The organism is Azospirillum sp. B510, from assembly GCF_000010725.1.
Taxonomy (GTDB): Bacteria; Pseudomonadota; Alphaproteobacteria; order Azospirillales; family Azospirillaceae; genus Azospirillum; species Azospirillum lipoferum_B.
The window spans coordinates 2,800,652-2,818,929 of sequence record NC_013854.1; the positions used below are offsets into that span (position 1 = coordinate 2,800,652).

Annotated in this window: 15 protein-coding genes; 7 read left to right on the top strand and 8 right to left on the bottom strand. The window is 68.5% G+C overall.

What is annotated here, in order from left to right; genetic code table 11:
* Position 1: 1 nt before the first annotated feature.
* Positions 2-877, bottom strand: a complete 876-nt coding sequence (locus AZL_RS13095; protein WP_012975022.1) for a branched-chain amino acid ABC transporter permease — start codon at positions 875-877, stop codon at positions 2-4.
* A gap of 77 nt (positions 878-954) precedes the next feature.
* Positions 955-2,121 carry an ABC transporter substrate-binding protein gene (locus AZL_RS13100; protein ID WP_012975023.1) on the bottom strand — a complete coding sequence of 389 codons (1,167 nt, stop codon included), beginning with the start codon at positions 2,119-2,121 and terminating at the stop codon, positions 955-957.
* A gap of 450 nt (positions 2,122-2,571) precedes the next feature.
* Here AZL_RS13100 and paaX point away from each other — a divergent pair, with 450 nt between their 5' ends.
* The 3 genes from paaX to AZL_RS13115 all read left to right on the top strand — a co-directional run bounded on the left by paaX (position 2,572) and on the right by AZL_RS13115 (position 5,956).
* Entirely contained in the window at positions 2,572-3,516 is a 945-nt protein-coding gene (gene paaX, locus AZL_RS13105; protein ID WP_012975024.1) for a phenylacetic acid degradation operon negative regulatory protein PaaX, read from the top strand.
* A 253-nt stretch (positions 3,517-3,769) separates the two neighbouring features.
* Positions 3,770-4,798, top strand: a complete 1,029-nt coding sequence (locus AZL_RS13110) for a hypothetical protein (RefSeq protein WP_012975025.1) — start codon at positions 3,770-3,772, stop codon at positions 4,796-4,798.
* Positions 4,799-4,903: 105 nt separating this feature from the next.
* Positions 4,904-5,956: a 2Fe-2S iron-sulfur cluster-binding protein gene (locus tag AZL_RS13115; RefSeq protein ID WP_012975026.1), complete on the top strand. Its 1,053-nt coding sequence runs from the start codon at positions 4,904-4,906 to the stop codon at positions 5,954-5,956.
* 28 nt (positions 5,957-5,984) lie between these two features.
* Here AZL_RS13115 and AZL_RS13120 read toward each other — a convergent pair whose 3' ends face one another.
* The 3 genes from AZL_RS13120 to AZL_RS13130 form a co-directional block, all read right to left on the bottom strand.
* The gene (locus AZL_RS13120) at positions 5,985-8,069 is read right to left on the bottom strand and encodes a methyl-accepting chemotaxis protein (RefSeq protein WP_012975027.1); all 2,085 of its coding nucleotides are present in this window, start codon (positions 8,067-8,069) and stop codon (positions 5,985-5,987) included.
* A 247-nt stretch (positions 8,070-8,316) separates the two neighbouring features.
* Positions 8,317-9,333 (bottom strand): fumarylacetoacetate hydrolase family protein, encoded by a 1,017-nt coding sequence (locus AZL_RS13125; protein WP_012975028.1) that lies wholly within the window; start codon positions 9,331-9,333, stop codon positions 8,317-8,319.
* Positions 9,334-9,398: 65 nt separating this feature from the next.
* Positions 9,399-10,523: a homogentisate 1,2-dioxygenase gene (locus tag AZL_RS13130; RefSeq protein WP_012975029.1), complete on the bottom strand. Its 1,125-nt coding sequence runs from the start codon at positions 10,521-10,523 to the stop codon at positions 9,399-9,401.
* Between the two features lie 186 nt (positions 10,524-10,709).
* Here AZL_RS13130 and AZL_RS13135 point away from each other — a divergent pair, with 186 nt between their 5' ends.
* Positions 10,710-11,255: a MarR family winged helix-turn-helix transcriptional regulator gene (locus AZL_RS13135; RefSeq protein WP_012975030.1), complete on the top strand. Its 546-nt coding sequence runs from the start codon at positions 10,710-10,712 to the stop codon at positions 11,253-11,255.
* A gap of 7 nt (positions 11,256-11,262) precedes the next feature.
* Here the strand turns inward: AZL_RS13135 and AZL_RS13140 are convergent, their stop codons facing one another.
* Positions 11,263-11,901: a transferase hexapeptide repeat family protein gene (locus tag AZL_RS13140; protein ID WP_042443123.1), complete on the bottom strand. Its 639-nt coding sequence runs from the start codon at positions 11,899-11,901 to the stop codon at positions 11,263-11,265.
* Between the two features lie 263 nt (positions 11,902-12,164).
* On the opposite strand from AZL_RS13140, the gene AZL_RS13145 reads away from it, so the two are divergent.
* The 3 genes from AZL_RS13145 (at position 12,165) to AZL_RS13155 (ending at position 15,586) form a co-directional block, all read left to right on the top strand.
* Positions 12,165-13,820, top strand: coding sequence for an FAD-dependent oxidoreductase (locus tag AZL_RS13145; RefSeq protein WP_012975032.1), 1,656 nt, complete (start codon positions 12,165-12,167; stop codon positions 13,818-13,820).
* A gap of 23 nt (positions 13,821-13,843) precedes the next feature.
* The gene (locus tag AZL_RS13150; RefSeq protein WP_012975033.1) at positions 13,844-14,047 is read left to right on the top strand and encodes a DUF2783 domain-containing protein; all 204 of its coding nucleotides are present in this window, start codon (positions 13,844-13,846) and stop codon (positions 14,045-14,047) included.
* 90 nt (positions 14,048-14,137) lie between these two features.
* The gene (locus AZL_RS13155; protein WP_012975034.1) at positions 14,138-15,586 is read left to right on the top strand and encodes a CocE/NonD family hydrolase; all 1,449 of its coding nucleotides are present in this window, start codon (positions 14,138-14,140) and stop codon (positions 15,584-15,586) included.
* An 84-nt stretch (positions 15,587-15,670) separates the two neighbouring features.
* Here the strand turns inward: AZL_RS13155 and infC are convergent, their stop codons facing one another.
* Together infC and thrS are read right to left on the bottom strand one after the other, a co-directional pair.
* On the bottom strand, positions 15,671-16,234 hold the full coding sequence (gene infC, locus AZL_RS13160) for a translation initiation factor IF-3 (RefSeq protein ID WP_012975035.1): 564 nt from the start codon (positions 16,232-16,234) through the stop codon (positions 15,671-15,673).
* 48 nt (positions 16,235-16,282) lie between these two features.
* The gene (gene thrS, locus AZL_RS13165) at positions 16,283-18,247 is read right to left on the bottom strand and encodes a threonine--tRNA ligase (protein ID WP_042443124.1); all 1,965 of its coding nucleotides are present in this window, start codon (positions 18,245-18,247) and stop codon (positions 16,283-16,285) included.
* Positions 18,248-18,278 lie beyond the last annotated feature (31 nt).

The following is an 18,278-nucleotide window of genomic DNA, read 5'->3' on the forward strand; positions in this document are numbered from 1 at the left end:
CTTACACCCGTTCGGTGCCGCGCTTGCCGAACAGCCCGTTCGGCATGAAGAGAAGGACGGCCAGGATGATGACGAAGGCCACCGCGTCCTTGTAGGCCGAGGAGATGTAGCCGGCGCCCAGCGCCTCGGCGACGCCGACGATCAGCCCGCCGGCCACCGCACCCGGCCCATGGCCGAGCCCGCCCAGCACCGCGGCGGTGAAGCCCTTCAGCCCCAGCATGATGCCCATCTCGGTGTAGGAGAAGGTGATGGGGGCGACCACGGCACCACCGACCGCCCCCAGCGCCGCCGACAGCGCGAAGGAGGCCAGCACCACCCGCTTGACGTCGATGCCGACCAGCTGCGCCGCCAGCCGGTTGTGCGAGGTGGCGAGGATCGCCTTGCCGGTCAGCGTCTTCGCGAAGAACAGGCCGATGGCGACGATCAGCACGCCGGCGGTGCCCACCACCCACAGCGACTGCGGCTGCATCGAGGCGCCGAGGAATTGGATCGGCGTCTCGCCGGAAAAGGCGTCGAGCCGCTTGAAATCCTTGCCCCAGACCAGCTCGGCGACGCCGCGCAGGAAGATCGAGGCGCCGATGGTGATGATGATCAGGGTGACGGTCGAGGCGTCGCGGGCGCGCTCCACCGCGAATTTCGCCACGAGCACGCCGACCAGCATGGCGCCGCCGCAGCCGATCAGGATCGCCAGCGGCAGCGGCACGCCCGACGCCGTCAGGGTGGCCGAGGCCATGCCGCCGATCATGATGAACTCGCCCTGGGCGAAGTTGATGACGTGGCTGGCGTTGTAGATGATCGAGAAGCCGAGCCCGGCCAGCGCATAGATCGCGCCGATGGTCAGCCCCGACAGCAGATATTGCAGCAGTTCCGCGAACATCGTTGGGTTCCTGCGATCCTATCCCGCGCACAATTCCCCCTCTCCCCAGGGGTGAGAGGGAATCAGGGCTGCGCGCGTCACTTCACCAGCGACCAGTCGCCCTGGCGGACCTCCACCATGTGGAAGGCGTCCAGCGTCAGGCCCATATGGTCCTTGGCGGTCATGGTCACGGTGCCGCCGGTGCCGACATGGCCCGTGGTCTGTTCGATGGCGTCGCGCAGCTTGGCCTTGTCGGTGCCGCCGGCCCGCTTCACCGCGTCCAGCGCGATCATCAGCCCGTCATAGGCATGGCCGGCGAAGGTCGAGACCTCGCTGTTGAAGCTGTCCTCGTAGACCTTGGTGAACTCGGTCACGACCTTCTTCTGCGGATCGCCGTCCGGCAGCTGGGCGGCGACGACCAGACCGGCGGCCGGCAGGCGCACCCCCTCGGCGGCGCCACCGGCCAGCCGGATATACTCCTTCGACGCGACGCCATGCGACTGGTAGAGCGGCAGGGCGATGCCGAGCTGGCGGTAGTTCTTGGTCACCACCGCCGGCCCCTGCCCCAGCCCGAACACCAGCACCGCCTGCGCCGCGGCGTTGTTCCTGATCTTGGTCAGCTGCGGCGTGACGTCGGTGTCCTTGGCGCCATAGGTCTCGTCGGCCACCAGCTCGATCCCGCGCTCCTTGGCGACGGCCAGCGTCTGCTCGCGGCCCGACTTGCCGAAGCCGGAATCCTCCGACAGCAAAGCCAGCTTGGTGAAACCGCGCGTCTTCATGTCCTCCATCACCTTTTCCGCCGCCATGCGGTCGGTGTGCGGGGTCTTGAACACCCATTTCCTCACCGGCTCGACGATCACCACGGCGCCGGCCAGCGAGATGAAGGGCACGCCGGCCCGTTCCACCAGCGGCACCGCCGCCATGGTCGCCGCCGTCGTCGTGCCGCCGACGATCACGTCGACGCCGTCGCTCTCGATCAGCCGCTTGGTGAAGGAGGCGGCCTTGTCGGCGGCACCGCCATCGTCATAGATGGTCAGCCTTACGGCCCGTCCATCGACGCCGCCCGCCTTGTTGATGCGGTCGGCATAGAGCTCCAGCACCTTCTTCTCCGGATCGCCGAGGAAGGAGGCCGGGCCGGTGGCCGAAACGATGGCGCCGACCTTGATCGGATCGGCGGCCTGCGCGGCGCCGGACAGCGGCCCGGACAGCGCCGTCACGGCGGCGATGGCGGAAAAGGCGATGGTGGCGAGCAGGCGTCTGCGCATGATGTCCTCCCCAATGCCGCCCGCCTTGCCACCGGACCGGACGGTCGCCCGGTCCCGGTGCGGCGGGATGATTTGCCTCACATAATGTTTCAAACGAAATTATTTCGGAAGAAAAATTTCGGGCGGCCTGACCATAATTGAAGTCCGGATGGCGCCGTCCTCGTCTCCCGCACGCCGTCCTCCGCCCACAACGGCAAAACAGCCGCGATCTTATGGGGACCTTCTCCTTTTTGTGACACACATTTATCTATTTATAGGACGTTAGTGTATCACGTTATTGATTGTCAAACGGAATGTCCGGCCCTCCGCGCATCGGCCGGCGCCGGCGCGCGTCATGGCACTGGCCGAACCCGCCCGAGGTTTCGTATACAACTCCGTCGCGCCGCTCCGACCGACTCCGCCCGCATCGGAACCGTATCGAAACCATCTCGCCAAGGACGCCCCCGCCTCATGGCCCGCCCGCGCCGCCCCGAAGACCTTGCCGCCCACTTGACCGAGACGATCGCGCCGCGGGCGAAGTCGCTGATCATCACCGTCTATGGCGACGCGGTCCTGCCGCACGGCGGATCGCTGTGGCTGGGAAGCCTGATCGAGCTGACGGGCCTGTTCGGCATGAGCGAGCGGATCGTCCGCACCTCGGTCTTCCGGCTGTGCAAGGACGACTGGCTGACCAACACCCAGATCGGCCGGCGCAGCTTCTACCGCGTCACCGACAGCGGCAAGGAACGCTTCGCCACCGCCGAACGGCGGATCTACGCGCCCTTGGCCCGCGAATGGGACCGCGGCTGGGATCTGCTGATGCTGCCGCCCAACGCGCTGGATGCCGAGACGCGCGACGCCCTGCGGCGGGAGCTGACCTGGCAGGGTTTCGGCGCGGCGTCGGCCACCGTCTATGCCCACCCCAACTGCGACGAGGCGGCGATGCACCGCACGCTGGCGGAGTTGGGGGTGGCCGACCGGATCGTCCACATGAAGGCCAGCCTGGACCGCGCGGAGGGCTTCGGCGCGCTGCGCGATCTGGTGCGCGGCTGTTGGGACATCGATCAGTTGGAGCGGGATTACACGGCTTTCCTGGATCACTTCCGTCCGGTCTGGGCGACGGTCGACGGCGCCGACGCGCTTGATCCCGCCACTTGCTTCGTCCTGCGCACGCTGATGATCCATGATTTCCGCCGCATCCTGCTGCGCGACCCCATGCTGCCGCCCGACCTGCTGCCGGCCGACTGGCCGGGGCAGGAGGCCCGGATGTTGACCCGCAATCTCTACCGCCGCCTCGCCGGGGCGTCGGAATCCTTCCTGATGCGGGCGGCGACCACCGCCAACGGCCCGCTGCCCGACGCGCAGCCGGCCTTCCATGGCCGCTTCGGCGGGCTGGAGAGCGTCACCACCGGGTGAGCCCGGACACCGGCCGCGTAAATCCGATACGATTTCCACGCCGATTATCGATCAGACGAGCGAATTGATCTGGATCAATTCGACGTTTCCGCACGCCTTTCCTTCTGATTCAATCGGTTCCCGGCGCTTTTCCCACCGATTGATGTGATACAGATATGATTGATTGATATGATTTTTCGTGTCATATAAAGACCATAGGGCGCCGATGGAAATGTGAGCGCCCGCGGAATGCCCGCCCGGAGGAAACGCCCCCATGTCCAAGGACTACACCCCCATCGCCAACAGCATGGACCTGCCCCCCGCCACGCCGCAGCCGAACGTCTATCCGCTGTCCTGGGTGTCGCAGACCAGGAAGCTGGAGGAGGTCTATGCCGCCGCCCAGCGCGAGACCTGGGATCCGGCCAAGCTGCCCTGGGACAGCTTCGACGTGTCGCGCTACAGCTGGGAGGAGCGGGAGGCCATCGCCTATTGGTGGACCATCCTGTCGGTGTTCGACGCCTCCGCCCCGCCGGTCTTCGCCCATGCGCTGATCAAGACCTACGAGGTGCATGAGGAGGATCCGGTCCGCCGCTGCTTCTTCTCCGTCACCCGCGACGAACAGAATCACGAGCAGATGTGCGGGCTGGCCATCACCAAACTGCTGGAGGCCACCAGCCCGCTGACCCACGAGCCGCGGACCGACCTCGGCCGCCGGCTCCAGAGGAACGCCCACTGGCTCTATTACAATGGCGGGCGCTATTGGGACGGCTACAAGAAGGCGGTCCCGAAATATTCGCTGGCGGTGCTGTTCAGCTCCTTCCTGATGGGCGAGATCGCGGCGGCGACCATCTTCCACCAGATGGCGGCCGGCTGCACCGAGCCGGTGTTCAAGGAGGCCTTCCGCAACATCGGCCGCGACGAGGGCCGCCACATGGCGATCTGCATGTCGGTGATGGAGCGCGACTATCCCCATCTGGCGCTGGAGGACCGGTCGATCATCACCAAACAGATCCGCGCCGGCTACCTGTTCCTGTCGGCCGTGCTGTTCGAGCCGCCGCCCCAGTTCTGGGATCTGCCCGACGACTTCATCGCCACCCAGCGCGAGGCCGAGGCGATCGCCCGCGGCGCCGGTTTCCACATCCCCGATTACGAGGCGAAGAAGGAGAACTGGCGCAACGCCATGCTGAACCTGAAGGGCGTGCTCGACCGCTACGGCATCCCCTTCCCGGCGATCCCCGAGGTCGGCATCACCGGCGAGGAGGTGCGCGACGTCGACATGGACGAGATCATTCCGGTGTTCTGAGACGCCGGCCCGACCTCTCCCGCCTGCCCCTCCCTCCCCCTTTTCGAAGGTCAGGGAGGGGCCATCACGCCCCCACGTTCCCAATCCCGCCCAAGGATCCCCCCGGTGAGCCGCATCCGCCTCCATCCCTCCGGCCGCACGGTCGAGTGCCGTGACGGCGAGACCGTCCTGTCGGCGCTGGAACAGGCCGGCTACGCCCTGCCCAACAACTGCCGCGCCGGCGCCTGCGGCGAATGCAAGGTCAAGGTTCTCAACGGCCGGTTCGACCAGGGCATGGTTCTGGACATGGCGCTGTCCCAGGCGGAGCGGAAGGACGGCTATGGCCTGATGTGCATGGCCAAGCCGATCTCCGACGAGCTGGTGATCGAATACGGCACCGCCGACGCCCAGCCCAAGCTGTTCCCGCCGCGCGAGAATGTGCCGTTCATCGTCACCGACCGCATCCCGCGCACGCCCCGCATCGTCGAGCTGCGGCTGCGTCCGCTGGGCCAGCCGCTGCGCTACTGGCCCGGGCAGTATGTGATGCTGGGCGACACCGCCGCCGGCGCGCCGCCGCGCTGCTATTCCATCGCCCACGCGCCCCGCCCCGACGGCGAGATCGCGTTGCAGGTGACCCGCGTCGAGGGCGGCCCGACCAGTGGCTGGATCCACGAGCGGCTCGCCGTCGGCGACATGGTCAGGCTGTCCGGCCCCTACGGCACCTTCATCGGCGATCCGTCGGTCGACAGCCCGGTGCTGTGCATGGCGGCCGGCTCCGGCATCGCCCCCATCCTGGCGCTGACCGACGCGGCGCTGCGCCGGGGCTACCGCCCGCCGGTGACGCTGCTGGTCTCCGCCCGCACCCGGACCGACCTGTACGAGCTGGGCCTGCTCGGCTACTGGCAGGCCAAATACCGCAACTTCAAGGTCAAGGTGACCCTGACGCGGGAGGAGGCCGCAGGCCACCTGTCGGGCCGCATCCCGGCCATCCTGCCCGGCCTGTTCCCCGACCTGTCGGAGCATGCCGTCTTCACCGCCGGCAGCCCGGCCTTCGTCGAGGCCTGCGTCGCCGCGGCCCGCGCGCTCGGCGCCCGCGACGGGCGGATCCACAGCGAGGGCTATGTCTCGCAGCACATCCCGGAGACGCTGCCCGCCGACCGGCTGCTGGCGGTGGGGTGAGCGGCCGCGCTCCCCCCGGAACGCCGTTTTACGCCTTGCGGACCCCGGCGATGAAGCCGTCGATCTCGCGGGTGAGATCCTTCGACTGACCCGCCAGCGCGCCAGCGGCGGCCAGCAGCTGATCGGCCGCCGCGCCGGTTTCGCCGGCACCGGCCCGGATGTTGCCCATGGCGCCGCTGACCTCCTGCGCCCCGTTGGCCGCCTGGATCACGCTGCGGGCGATCTCCTGGGTCGCCGCCGTCTGCTGGTCCACCGCGGCGGCGATGCCCGAGGCGATGCGGCTGACCTGGGCGATGGTCTCGCTGATGCCATGGACGGCGGTCACCGCCTCCTGGGTGGCGTCGCGGATGCCCTTGATCTGGCCGACGATGTCCTCGGTCGCCTTGGCGGTCTGGTTGGCGAGCCCCTTCACCTCCGACGCCACGACGGCGAAGCCCTTGCCGGCCTCGCCCGCGCGGGCGGCTTCGATCGTGGCGTTCAGCGCCAGCAGATTGGTCTGGCCGGCGATGGAGTTGATCAACTCCACCACGGCGCCGATCCGCTCGGCGCTCTCCGCCAGCACGCCGACCGCCTCGTCGGCCCGCTTGACGTCGCCGACGGCGGCGTCGGCGATGCGGGCGGACTCCGCCACCTGCCGGCCGATGTCCTGGACCGAGGCGGACAGCTCCTCCGTCGCGGCGGCGGCTGTCTGCACATTGTCGGCGGCGGCGCTGGCGGAGGAGGCGACCTGCTCCGAGCGGCCAAGGCTCTGGTCGGCGATGCCGGTCAGGGCGCGGGCGGTCGATTCGAGCTGCTGCGCCGCCGACGCCAGCCCGCCGGTCAATCCACCGATCCGGCTCTCGAAACCGGCCTGCAAGTCGGCCAGGGCGGCGGCGCGGGCCTCCCTGGCCCGCCAATCGGCCTTCTGCTGGCGGTCCAGCTCGCGGGCGCGGACCAGCCCCTCCTTGAACACCTCGACCGCGCGGGCCATGCCGCCGGCCTCGTCGTCGCGGTCGGCCCCCGGCACCGCGGTCTCGAGATCGCCGGCGGCCAGCCGGTCCATGGCGCCGGTCAGCGCCGTCACCGGGCGGGCGATGCCGTCGCCGACCTTCCACGCCACCAGACAGCCAAGCGCGACACAGCCCAGGCTGACCAGCACCGTCAGCAGCGTCAGCCGGTTGGCGTCGGCCATCACGCTGGCTTCCGGCGCCGCCACCAGGAAGGCCCAGGGCCGGTTCCCGTCGGAGAAACGCACCGGCGCCAGCCGCAGATAATGGGGGGCGCCGGCCAAGGTCACGATGCCGTCATAGGGCCGCCCCTCGGCGACGGCGCGGCGGGCCGCCTCCGGCAGATCGTCGGCCGCCTTCGACAGCTTGCCGGCGTCGGGATGGGCGACATAGAGGCCGGACCCGGTCAGCACCGCGGCGAAGCCGTCGCCATAGGGCTTGACCGAACGGACCAGATCGGTCAGCCCGGTCAAGGCCATGTCGATTCCGGCGACGCCGATCACTGCCGCGCCCCCAGCCGCCCCATCCATCACCGGCGCCGCGGCGCTGGTCATCAGCCGCTTGGTGAAATCGTCGAGATAGGGTTCGGTCAGCACCGGCTTGCGCGCCGCGGCGGCGGCCTTGTAATAATCCTTCTCCTTCACCTCGGAGAAAGGCAGGCCGTCGCTGCCGTCGGCCTGCACCCCCTTGTCACCCGGCAGCCACAGCAGGCTCATCCGGCCGGTTCCGGGCAGGCCGAGGATCTCGGTGGCGCGGTCATGATCGATGAAGGCGGCGTCCCTGCCGTCGAACCCGTCGTCGGCCATGTCCACCCACACCCCGGCATAGAGCGGATTGGCTTCGGCGACGCGGCTCAGATAGCGGTTCACCGTTTCACGGCGCGGGCTTCCGGTGGAGCGCTCGACCTCCACCAGCGCCGCCGTGGCGCGGGCGGCATCCAGGGCGGCCGACAGGTCGGCGGCGACCTGCGCGCCATGGCGGTCCGCCATCTCGGCGGCCAGGGCCAGCGCGGCCTTGTGCCCGGCGTCGCGCGACAGGGTGAGCGAAACCGCCGTCACCGCGGCGGCCCCCGCCGCCAGAACCGCCGCCACGCCGATGATGATCTTCGTCCTGAACCGAGCCTTCATGCCGCACGCCTTCGTCCGGTCCGCCAAATCTCCGATGATGAGCGAAAAGGCGGCGCCAAATAGGGGTAAAGAGCGGCACCTTATAATCGATAATGATCGAAAGGCACGCCAATTCCGAGGACTGCGCGGCGGACGGCTCAACCGGGGAAGGGGGCCAGACCAAGGAACCGTATCGGCGCCCCCTGCCCGGTTATCTTACTGCATCCGCGAAAAACTTGGCGGCGACACCAAGACTCCGCCCCCTCGCCTATGCCCCCTCATGGCGCACCAGATTCTGGTCGATGGCGCCGAACACGCTGGCGCCGGCCTCGTCGAACAGCTCGATCCGCACGCGGTCGCCGAAGCGCAGGAAGGGGGTCCTCGGCGCGCCATGCTCGATGGTCTCGATCATCCGCAGCTCGGCGATGCAGGAGTAGCCGACGCCGCCGGCCGCCACCGGCTTGCCGGGACCGCCGTCCAGCTTGTTCGACACCGTGCCCGACCCGACGATGCTGCCGGCCGCCAGATGGCGGGTCCTGGCGGCATGGGCGATCAGCGTCGGGAAGTCGAAGGTCATGTCCACCCCGGCATCCGGACAGCCGAAGGGCTCGCCGTTCAGCGTCGTCACCAGCGGACGGTGCAGCCGGCCGCCGTCCCAGGCGCCGCCCAGCTCGTCCGGCGTCACCGCGACGGGGGAGAAGCTGGAGGCCGGCTTGGACTGGAAGAAGCCGAAGCCCTTGCCGAGTTCCGCCGGAATCAGATTGCGCAAGCTGACGTCGTTGACCAGCATCAGCAGCCGGATATGGCCGCGCGCCGCCTCGGCCGAGACGCCCATCGGCACGTCGCCGGTGACGACGGCGATCTCCGCCTCGAAATCGACGCCCCACTCCTCGGTCATCGCCGGGATCGGCTCCATCGGCGCCAGGAAGCCGTCGGAACAACCCTGATACATCAGCGGGTCGGTCCAGAAGCTGGGCGGCATCTCCGCCCCGCGCGCCTTGCGCACCAGCTCCACATGGTTGACGTAGGCCGAACCGTCCGCCCATTGGTAGGCGCGCGGCAGCGGCGAGGCCGCCGCAGCCGGGTCGAAGGGCTGGCCGCCGGCCGGATCGGCGTTCAGCGTGCGATAGGCCTCCTCCAGCCTCGGCGCCAGCGCCGTCCAGTCATCCAGCGCCGCTTGCAGGGTGCGCGCGATCTCCGGCACCGGGACGGCGCGGGTCAGATCGCGCGACACCACCACCAGGGTGCCGTCGCGCCCGCCCGCCTTCAAACTCGCCAGCTTCATCGGGTCTCTTTCCTTCCTGTGAGATCAGCCCTCGGCGGCCTTGCCCCCGCTTTCGGGGTGGCCGCTCATTTCGCCTTCCAGCTGTCGGCGTAGCCGCCCCATTCGACGCCCTCCATCGCGGGATAGACATCCAGCGGATCGCGGGTGTCGATCATCACCGCCACCTCGTCGGTCTCCTTGCGCTCGAACCTCTGCGCCACCTCGTAGGCCTTCGGGTGCGGCCCGTGCGGAAAGCCGGAGGGATGGTAGGTCACCATCCCCGGATGGATGTTGTCGCGCGAGAAGAACTGGCCGCGGTGGTAGAACAGCACCTCGTCGAAATCCTCGTTGGAGTGGTAGTAGGGCAGCTTCAGCGCCTCCGGATCCGACTCGATCGGCCGCGGCACGAAGGTGCAGACGATGAAGCGGCCGGCGATCCAGGTGCTGTGCGCCGAGGGCGGCAGATGGTAGCGGTGGCTCATCAGCGGCCGGATGTCGCGCCAGTTCAGCCGCACCGGCGCCAGATCGCCGTGCCAACCCACCGCGTCCAGCGGGTTGAACGGATAGGTCATGGCGCAGAGCCGCCCGCGCTTCCTCACCCGGACCAGGGTCTCGCGCTCGTGCTTCTGCGCCTGGAAGGCGTCGTCGAGAGCGGGGACGTCGAGCACCGCCGGGTCGAAGATGGCGTGGGTGCCGACGAGCCCCTTGTGCGGCAGCTTGTAGGCGTCGCCGGTGGCTTCCACCATCAGCACCGTCACCGGCTCGTCCGTCTCCAGCCGCCAGCAGCTGTTGCGCGGCAGCACGATATAGTCGCCCTCGCGCACCTCCAGATGGCCATAGTCGCAGAACAGGTGGCCGCCGCCCTGGTGGAAGAACAGCAGATCGTCGCCGTCGGCATTGCGGACGAGATGGTCCATTTTGCCGCTGAAGCGCCACAGACGGACCTGGGTCGCCGCATTGCCCATCAGGGCCGGCGCCTCCAAGGGGCAGTCCGGCATGGGGTCGAGGTGGTTCAGATCGAAGGCGCGCGGGCGCAGCGGACCGTCGAAGCTGGTCCAGCCGGTCGGCGGGTGGGCATGGTGCATCTGGGTCGCCGGGCCGAAAAAGCCCTCGCGTCCCAGTTCGCGCTCGTAGGTGCCGGCGGGAAGCCGGACATGGGCCTGGCGCGACGCCGTGCCCTCGATTTTCGGGAATGAAATCCAGTTCTTCATGGCGCTTCCCCCCTTTTCGCTTCCGCCGGTTGACCTTGCCGGCCGGTTTCATCGGTGGATTTCATCGGCTCCGCGGCCGGGCCGGTTCGTTGCCGCCATTTTAGTTTCGTTTGAAACTGTTGCAAGCCCCAAATTCCGGCGCAGGATGGAGCGATCCGCAGCCCTCGACACAGACGACCTCCGCCGATGCCGCCCGCCCGCCGTTCCCGCTCCGCCCCATCGAAATCCGCAGCCGCGCCGGAGGAGTTGCCGACGCTGCACCTGACGCGCTTCCTGCCCTACCGGCTGTCGGTTCTGGCCAACACGATCAGCCACACGCTGGCCAAGCTGTACGAGAAGCGGTTCGGCATCACGATCCCGGAATGGCGGATCATCGCCATCCTCGGCAGCGGCGAGACGATGAGCGCCGGCGAGATCGCGCAGCGCACCGCGATGGACAAGGTGCAGGTCAGCCGCGCCATCAGCCGCATGCTCGATTCGAGCCTGATCCTGCGCGAATCGGGCGACACCGACCGGCGCAAGGCCCTGCTGACCCTGACGCCCAAGGCGCTGGCGATCTACGCGGAGATCGTGCCGATGGCGCTGGCCTATGAATCCCAGGTGACCGACGCCCTGTCCATCGACGAGCGGGCGCAACTCGACGCGCTTCTGGCGAGGCTGCTGGCCCGCGCCGACCAGTTGGCCGCCCGCCCGGCGCCGGTCATGTCCAAAGTGGAAACGACCGAGGAATAGGAGGCGCTCAGCCTCCCTTCACCTTGTGCAGCGGCTGGCCGGTGCCGGCATCGACCCGGCCACGGCCGGGCTCCTCCGCCTCCAGGGCCGCGCAGGCGACCATGGTGGCGAGCGAACGGCGGGCGAGCCGCTGGTATTCCCCCGTCCCTTCCGTCTTCCAGGCGATCTCGTCGGGGCGCAGTTCGCGCAAGATTTTCCCCGGCAGGCCGGCGACCAGCATGCGCGGCGGCACGACGAAGCCCGCCTTGATGAAGGCCATGGCGGCGATGACCGACTCCTCGCCGATCTCCGCCCCGTCCATCACCACCACATTCATGCCGACCAGCGCGTTGCGGCGGACGACGCAGCCATGCAACACCGCGCCATGGCCGACATGCCCATCCTCCTCGATGACGGCGTCATGGCCGGGAAAGGCGTGGAGCGTGCAATTGTCCTGCACGTTGCTGCCGCGCCGCAGGATGATCCGGCCGAAATCGCCGCGCAGGCTGGCGCAGGGGCCGACATAGCAGCCCGGCCCGACCACCACGTCGCCAATCAGCACGGCAGAGGGATGGACGAAGGCGGTCGGGTCGATGACGGGGATCACCCCGTCGATGGCGTAGACGGTCGGGCGCGGCAAGGTCGGAGCGGTGACGGAAGCGGACATGGTCGGGCGGTCCTCGGAGTGTTCTTGGATGTTTCCGGTCGGATTTTCGCCGCAGGCTACACCGCGGCACCCTGTGCGCGACACTGATTTTCCGCGACAATGACCGTCCCGCCGCGCCGATCCGAACCGGATCGCCTGAGCGCTTGATTGGTATCAAATGAAACTATATGGTTGGCGACCATAATGGTTCAACGCAAACCGGTCCGCCACGCACCCCCGCTGCCAAGGCGTCCGATCAAGGTTTCCCGGGGAGGAAACGCTCAATGCACGCGACCTTCGACTATCCGAAATACCGCTTCGTCCCATCGCAGGAGCAGCGCACCGGCACCGTCCGGCGCCATCCGGTGGTGATCATCGGCGCCGGCCCGGTCGGGCTGACCGCGGCGCTCGACTTCGCGCGCAAGGGCGTGCCGGTGGTGGTGCTCGACGCCGAGGATACCGTCAGCGTCGGCAGCCGCGCCGTCTGCTATGCCAAGCGGGCGCTGGAGGTGTGGGACCGGCTGGGTGTCGGCCGGCGCATGATCGACAAGGGGGTCGTGTGGAAGATCGGCAAGGTCTTCAACGGCGACCGCATGGTGTACCAGTTCGACCTGCTGCCGGAACCGGACCACAAGATCCCGGCCTTCATCAACCTCCAGCAATATTACCTGGAGGATTTCCTGGTCACCGAAGCCTTGGACAGCGCGCTGATCGACCTGCGCTGGCTCTCCCGCGTCGTCTCCGCCCGGCGGGAGGACGACCATGTGGCGCTTCAGGTGGAGACGCCCGACGGCGTCCATGCGGTCGAGGCCGATTGGGTCATCGCCTGCGACGGCGCCAAATCGTCGGTGCGCAAGATGCTGGGGCTGGACTTCCAGGGCGAGGTGTTCAAGGATCGCTTCCTGATCGCCGACGTGGTGATGAAGGCCGATTTCCCGGCGGAGCGCTGGTTCTGGTTCGACCCGCCCTTCCACCGCCGGCAGTCGGCGCTGCTGCACATGCAGCCCGACAATGTCTGGCGCCTGGATTTCCAGCTCGGCTGGGACGCCGACCCCGAGGAGGAGAGGAAACCGGAGCGCGTCATCCCCCGCGTCCAGGCGATGCTGGGCGCCGACACGCCGTTCGAACTGGAATGGGTGTCGGTCTACACCTTCCAGTGCCGGCGGCTGGAGCGGTTCCGCCATGGCCGCATCCTGTTCGCCGGCGATTCGGCGCATCAGGTCTCGCCCTTCGGCGCCCGCGGCGCCAACAGCGGCGTGCCCGACGCCGACAATCTGGTGTGGAAGCTGGCGCTGGTGCTGGACGGCAAGGCGCCGGACTCGCTGCTGGACAGCTATGACGCGGAACGGGTGGCGGCGGCGAGGGAGAACATCCTGAACTCCACCCGCTCCACCGACTTCATCACGCCCAAGAGCGAGATGAGCCGCGTCTTCCGCGACGCCGTGCTGGAACTGGCGGCGGACCATCCCTTCGCCCGCTCGCTGGTCAATTCCGGCCGGCTGTCCACCCCGACCACCTACAATGACAGCCCGCTGAACACGCCGGACGGCGACGCCTTCGCCGGCGGGATGGTGCCGGGGGCGCCGGCCACCGACGCGCCGGTCGAACGTGACGGCCAGCCGGGCTGGCTGATGGAGGCGCTGGATGGGCGCTTCGTCGTGCTCTATGCCGCCGGGGACGGGCCGGTCCCGGCCGAGGTGGCGGACACGCTGGACCGCCTGGCCGCCGGACCGCTGCCGCTGGCCTGGCACGCCGTGACCACGCGACGCCGCGGCATCGCCGGCGCGCTGGTGGACAGCGCCGGCCGCTTGCGCGAACGCTACGACCTGACGCCCGGCAGCGTCTATCTGATCCGCCCCGACCAGCATGTCGCCGCGCGCTGGCGCCGCTTCGACGCCGCCGCCCTGTCCGCCGCGCTCGACCGCGCGACCGGTCGCTGACCCCCGATTTCCGGAGCCCCACCATGGCCGACCTGATCACCGCGCGGCGATTCGCCAACCCGGACGACGTCTACCAGCTTCTGATCGACAGCCACCGCGACCTGTCCCCCGACCAGAGCGCGCGCCTGAACGCCAAGCTGATCCTGCTGCTCGCCAACCATATCGGCGATGCGGCGGTCCTGGCCGAGGCGCTGCGGCTGGCGCGGCAGGGGGTGGAGCGGGAGTAGGGAACGCCCCCAATCCCTGCCCCGCTGACGCCAAGCCCGAGATGGCGTACAAAGGCGCATAACCCGTCCCTCGCGGAGACCGCGCCCGCCATGCCGCCTGCCCTGCCGTCCGCCCCAGCGTCCGTCGCGACTTTGCGCCGCCTGTTCCTCCCGCTGTTCATGCTGCTGTGCGGCGGCCCCGCCCTGGCGACCTCCGCCCTGGCCGAAGGCCTGACGCAGACGGCGCTGTCGATCCCGGCCCGCTTCCCCGACGGCAGCGCGGCGACGCTGGAGGCGACGCTGCTGCGGCCCGACGGTCCCGGCCGCTATCCCATCGCCATCCTCAGCCACGGCACGCCGCGCGATCCGGCGGACCGGGCGCAGATGACGCCGCTACGCTATCTGCCGGAAGCGCGCGAGTTCGCCCGGCGCGGCTGGGCGGTGGTGACGGTGATGCGGCGCGGCTATGGCGGGTCGGACGGCCCCTATAGCGAGACGACCGGCTCCTGCAACAATCCCGACTATCTGCGCTCCGCCCGCCAGAGCGCCGAGGACCTGCGCCAGGCCATCCGCTATGTGGCGGAACAGCCCTATGCCGACGCCAGCCGCATCCTGGCGGTCGGGGTGTCGGCCGGCGGGCTGGCCAGCGTCGCGCTCGGCGCCGATGCGCCGCCGGGCCTGAAGGCGGTCATCAGCTTCGCCGGCGGCCGCGGCTCCATCGCCGACAACGAGGTCTGCCAGGAGAACCGGCTGATCGCCGCCTTCGGCACGCTGGGCCGCAGCTCGCGCGTGCCCAGCCTGTGGATCTATGCCGAGAACGACCTGTTCTTCGGCCCCGCCCTCGCCAGGCGCCTGTGGGAGGCCTTCACCCAGGAGGGCGGACGGGCCGAGTTCATCGCCGCCCCGCCCAACGGCAAGGACGGCCATGGCTTCTTCAGCGCCGCCATCCCGCAATGGACGCCGATGGTGGACAGCTTCCTGGCGCAAAACGGGCTGGTCCTGCGCGGCACGCCGATCGCGCTGTCGCTGCCGGCGCTGCCGCCGCCGCCCGAACTGTCCGCCGCCAACCGGGCCAAGTTCCCCGCCTATGTCGAGGCCGGCGCCAACAAGGCCTTCGCCGTGTCGCCCGACGGCGCCTATGGCTGGAAGTCCGGCATGCGCAGCCTGGACGAGGCGCAGAAGGGCGCGCTGGAGAACTGCTCCTCCCACACCCAGAAGGGCTGCCGCATCGCCTATCTCAACGACCGCCCGGCCGGGGCCGCCGCGGATATGACCACCACAAGCGCGCCCGCCTTCGCCGCACCGGCGGAGGGGCCGCGCGGCAGCCGCGGCGGGCTGGAACCGCCGGCGGAACTGTCGGCATCCGGACGCGACAAGTTCGGCGCCTATGTGACCGCACCGGGGCGCAAGGCCTTCGCCGTGTCGCAGGACGGCGCCTTCGGCTGGAAATCCGGCATGTCCAGCGAGGATGCCGCCCGCCGCGGCGCGCTCGACAATTGCGCCAAATTCACCAGCCACACCTGCTATGTCGTGATCGTCGACGACCGGTCGCTGCGGTGAGGACGGACATCCGCTGAACGAAAAAGGCCCGTCCGCGATGCCGGACGGGCCTTTTTTTCCATACTCGCAGACCGGACCAGCGCGTCAGCGCGGGGCCAGCACCATGATCATCTGGCGGCCTTCGAGCTTCGGCATCTGCTCGACCTTCGCCAGCTCGTCCAACGCGTCGCGGACGCGGACCAGCACATTCATACCCAGATCCTGATGCGCCATCTCGCGGCCGCGGAAGCGCATGGTCACCTTGACCTTGTCACCTTCCTCAAGGAAACGGCGCGCCGCGCGCATCTTCACGTCATAGTCGTTGTCATCGATGTTCGGCCGGAGCTTGATCTCCTTGACCTCGATGATCTTCTGCTTCTTGCGGGCCTCGTTCGCCTTCTTCTGCGCCTCGTACTTGAACTTGCCATAGTCGAGGATTTTGCAGACGGGCGGTTCGGCCTGGGGAGCGACCTCGACAAGGTCGAGGCCGGCATCCTCGGCGGCCAGCAGAGCATCGCGCAACGACACCACCCCGATCATCTCGCCGTCGGCACCGACGAGACGAACGGAACGAGCCGAGATCTCCCGGTTAACCCGCGGTCCATCGCGGGTCGGGGCGGCTTCGGACGGGATCCTGGCTATGGACGCTTCTCCATGATCTGAAACCACGCGGAAACCGGCCGTCCAGAGGAGCGGCCGGCGGCGTCGCGCGGTCGGTTAAAACGGCGAATCGGCCACCAGACCGCCGGCCGGCGATTTGGCGTCCTCGATCAGTTTAGCCACGGCATCGTCAAGGGCAAGAATTTCCTGATCCTTGCCGCCCAGCACGCGCAGCGCGACCGTCCGCTCCTCCGCCTCGCGCTTTCCGACGACCAGCATCAACGGGACCTTCTGGAGGCTGTGCTCGCGCACCTTCAGATTGATCTTTTCGTTGCGGGTGTCGAGTTCGACGCGCAGACCCTTGCGCTTCAACAGCTTGGCGACCTCGACGGCATAATCGTCGGCCTCGCTGGTGATGGTGGCCACGGTCACCTGGACCGGCGACAGCCACAGCGGGAACTTGCCGGCGTAATGCTCGATCAGCATGCCGATGAAGCGTTCCATCGAGCCCAGGATCGCCCGGTGCAGCATGATCGGCCGGTGGCGCGCGCCATCCTCGCCGATATAGCTGGCATCGAGTCGTTCCGGCAGGTTGGGGTCATACTGCAAGGTGCCGCACTGCCAGGTGCGGCCGATGGCGTCGGTCAGGTGGAATTCCACCTTCGGGCCGTAGAAGGCGCCCTCGCCCGGCAGTTCCTCATACTCCAGCCCGGCGTCGCGCAGCGCCTGGGCCAGCGCGCCCTCGGCACGGTCCCACAGCTCGTCGGCACCGGTGCGGACATCCGGGCGCAGCGCCAGCTTCACCGAGATCTGGTCGAATCCCAGATCCTTGTAGACGCCGAGTTGCAGCTTGAAATACTCGGCCGCCTCGCTCTGCACCTGATCCTCGGTGCAGAAGATGTGGGCGTCGTCCTGGGTGAAGGCGCGCACGCGCATGATGCCGTGCAGCGCGCCCGACGGCTCGTTGCGGTGGCAGGCGCCGAACTCCGCCATGCGGATCGGCAGGTCGCGGTAGGAGCGCAGGCCGTTGCGGAAGATCTGGACATGGCCGGGGCAGTTCATCGGCTTGATGCCCAGCAGCTTCTCGCCGCCGTCGGCCTCCACCTTGAACATGTTGTCGCCATACATGTCCCAGTGGCCGGACGCCTTGAACAGCGAGCTGTCGATCAGCTGCGGCGTCTTCACCTCGACATAGTCGGCGGCCTTCAGCTTGGTGCGGATGTAGGTCTCCAGCGTCCGGTAGAGCGTCCAGCCTTTCGGATGCCAGAACACCGAGCCGACCGCCTCCTCCTGGACATGGAACAGGTCGAGTTCCTTGCCCAGCTTGCGGTGGTCGCGCTTCTCCGCCTCCTCGATCTGGTGCAGATAGGCCTTCAGCTCCTTCTCGTCGCGCCAGGCGGTGCCGTAGATGCGCTGGAGCATCGGGTTGCGGCTGTCGCCGCGCCAGTAGGCGCCGGCCACCTTCATCAGCTTGAAGCCCTGGCCGACCTTGCCGGTGGTCATGGCGTGCGGACCGCGGCACAGATCCAGCCAGTCGCCCTGGCGGTAGACCGACACCGGCTCGCCCTGCGGGATCGTCTCGATCAGCTCGGCCTTGTAATGCTCGCCGAGCTTCTTGAAATAGGCGATGGCCTCGTCGCGGTCCCAGACCTCGCGCAGGATCGGGATGTCGGCGGCGACCAGCTCGCGCATCTTCGCCTCGATCTTCTCCAGATCCTCGGGCGTGAACGGCTCGTCGCGCGCGAAGTCATAGTAGAAGCCGGTGGCGATCGACGGGCCGATCGTGACCTGCGTGCCGGGATAGAGCTTCTGCACCGCATCGGCCAGCACATGGGCGGCGTCGTGGCGGATGACCTCGAGAGCGTCGCCGTGGTTGCGCGTGACGATCTCGATCCTGGCGTTGGTGGTGACGGTGGTGGTGAGGTCCTTCACCGTGCCGTCGATCTTGACGGCAAGCGCATCTTTGGCCAGGCGCGAACCGATGGACTGGGCGATCTCAAGCCCGGTCACCGGCCGGTCGAACTCCCGCACGCTGCCGTCGGGCAGCGTGATGGCGATGTTGGACGTCACCGAAGTCACCATTTCACTAAGTGTTGGTCTCACCCGCATCGGG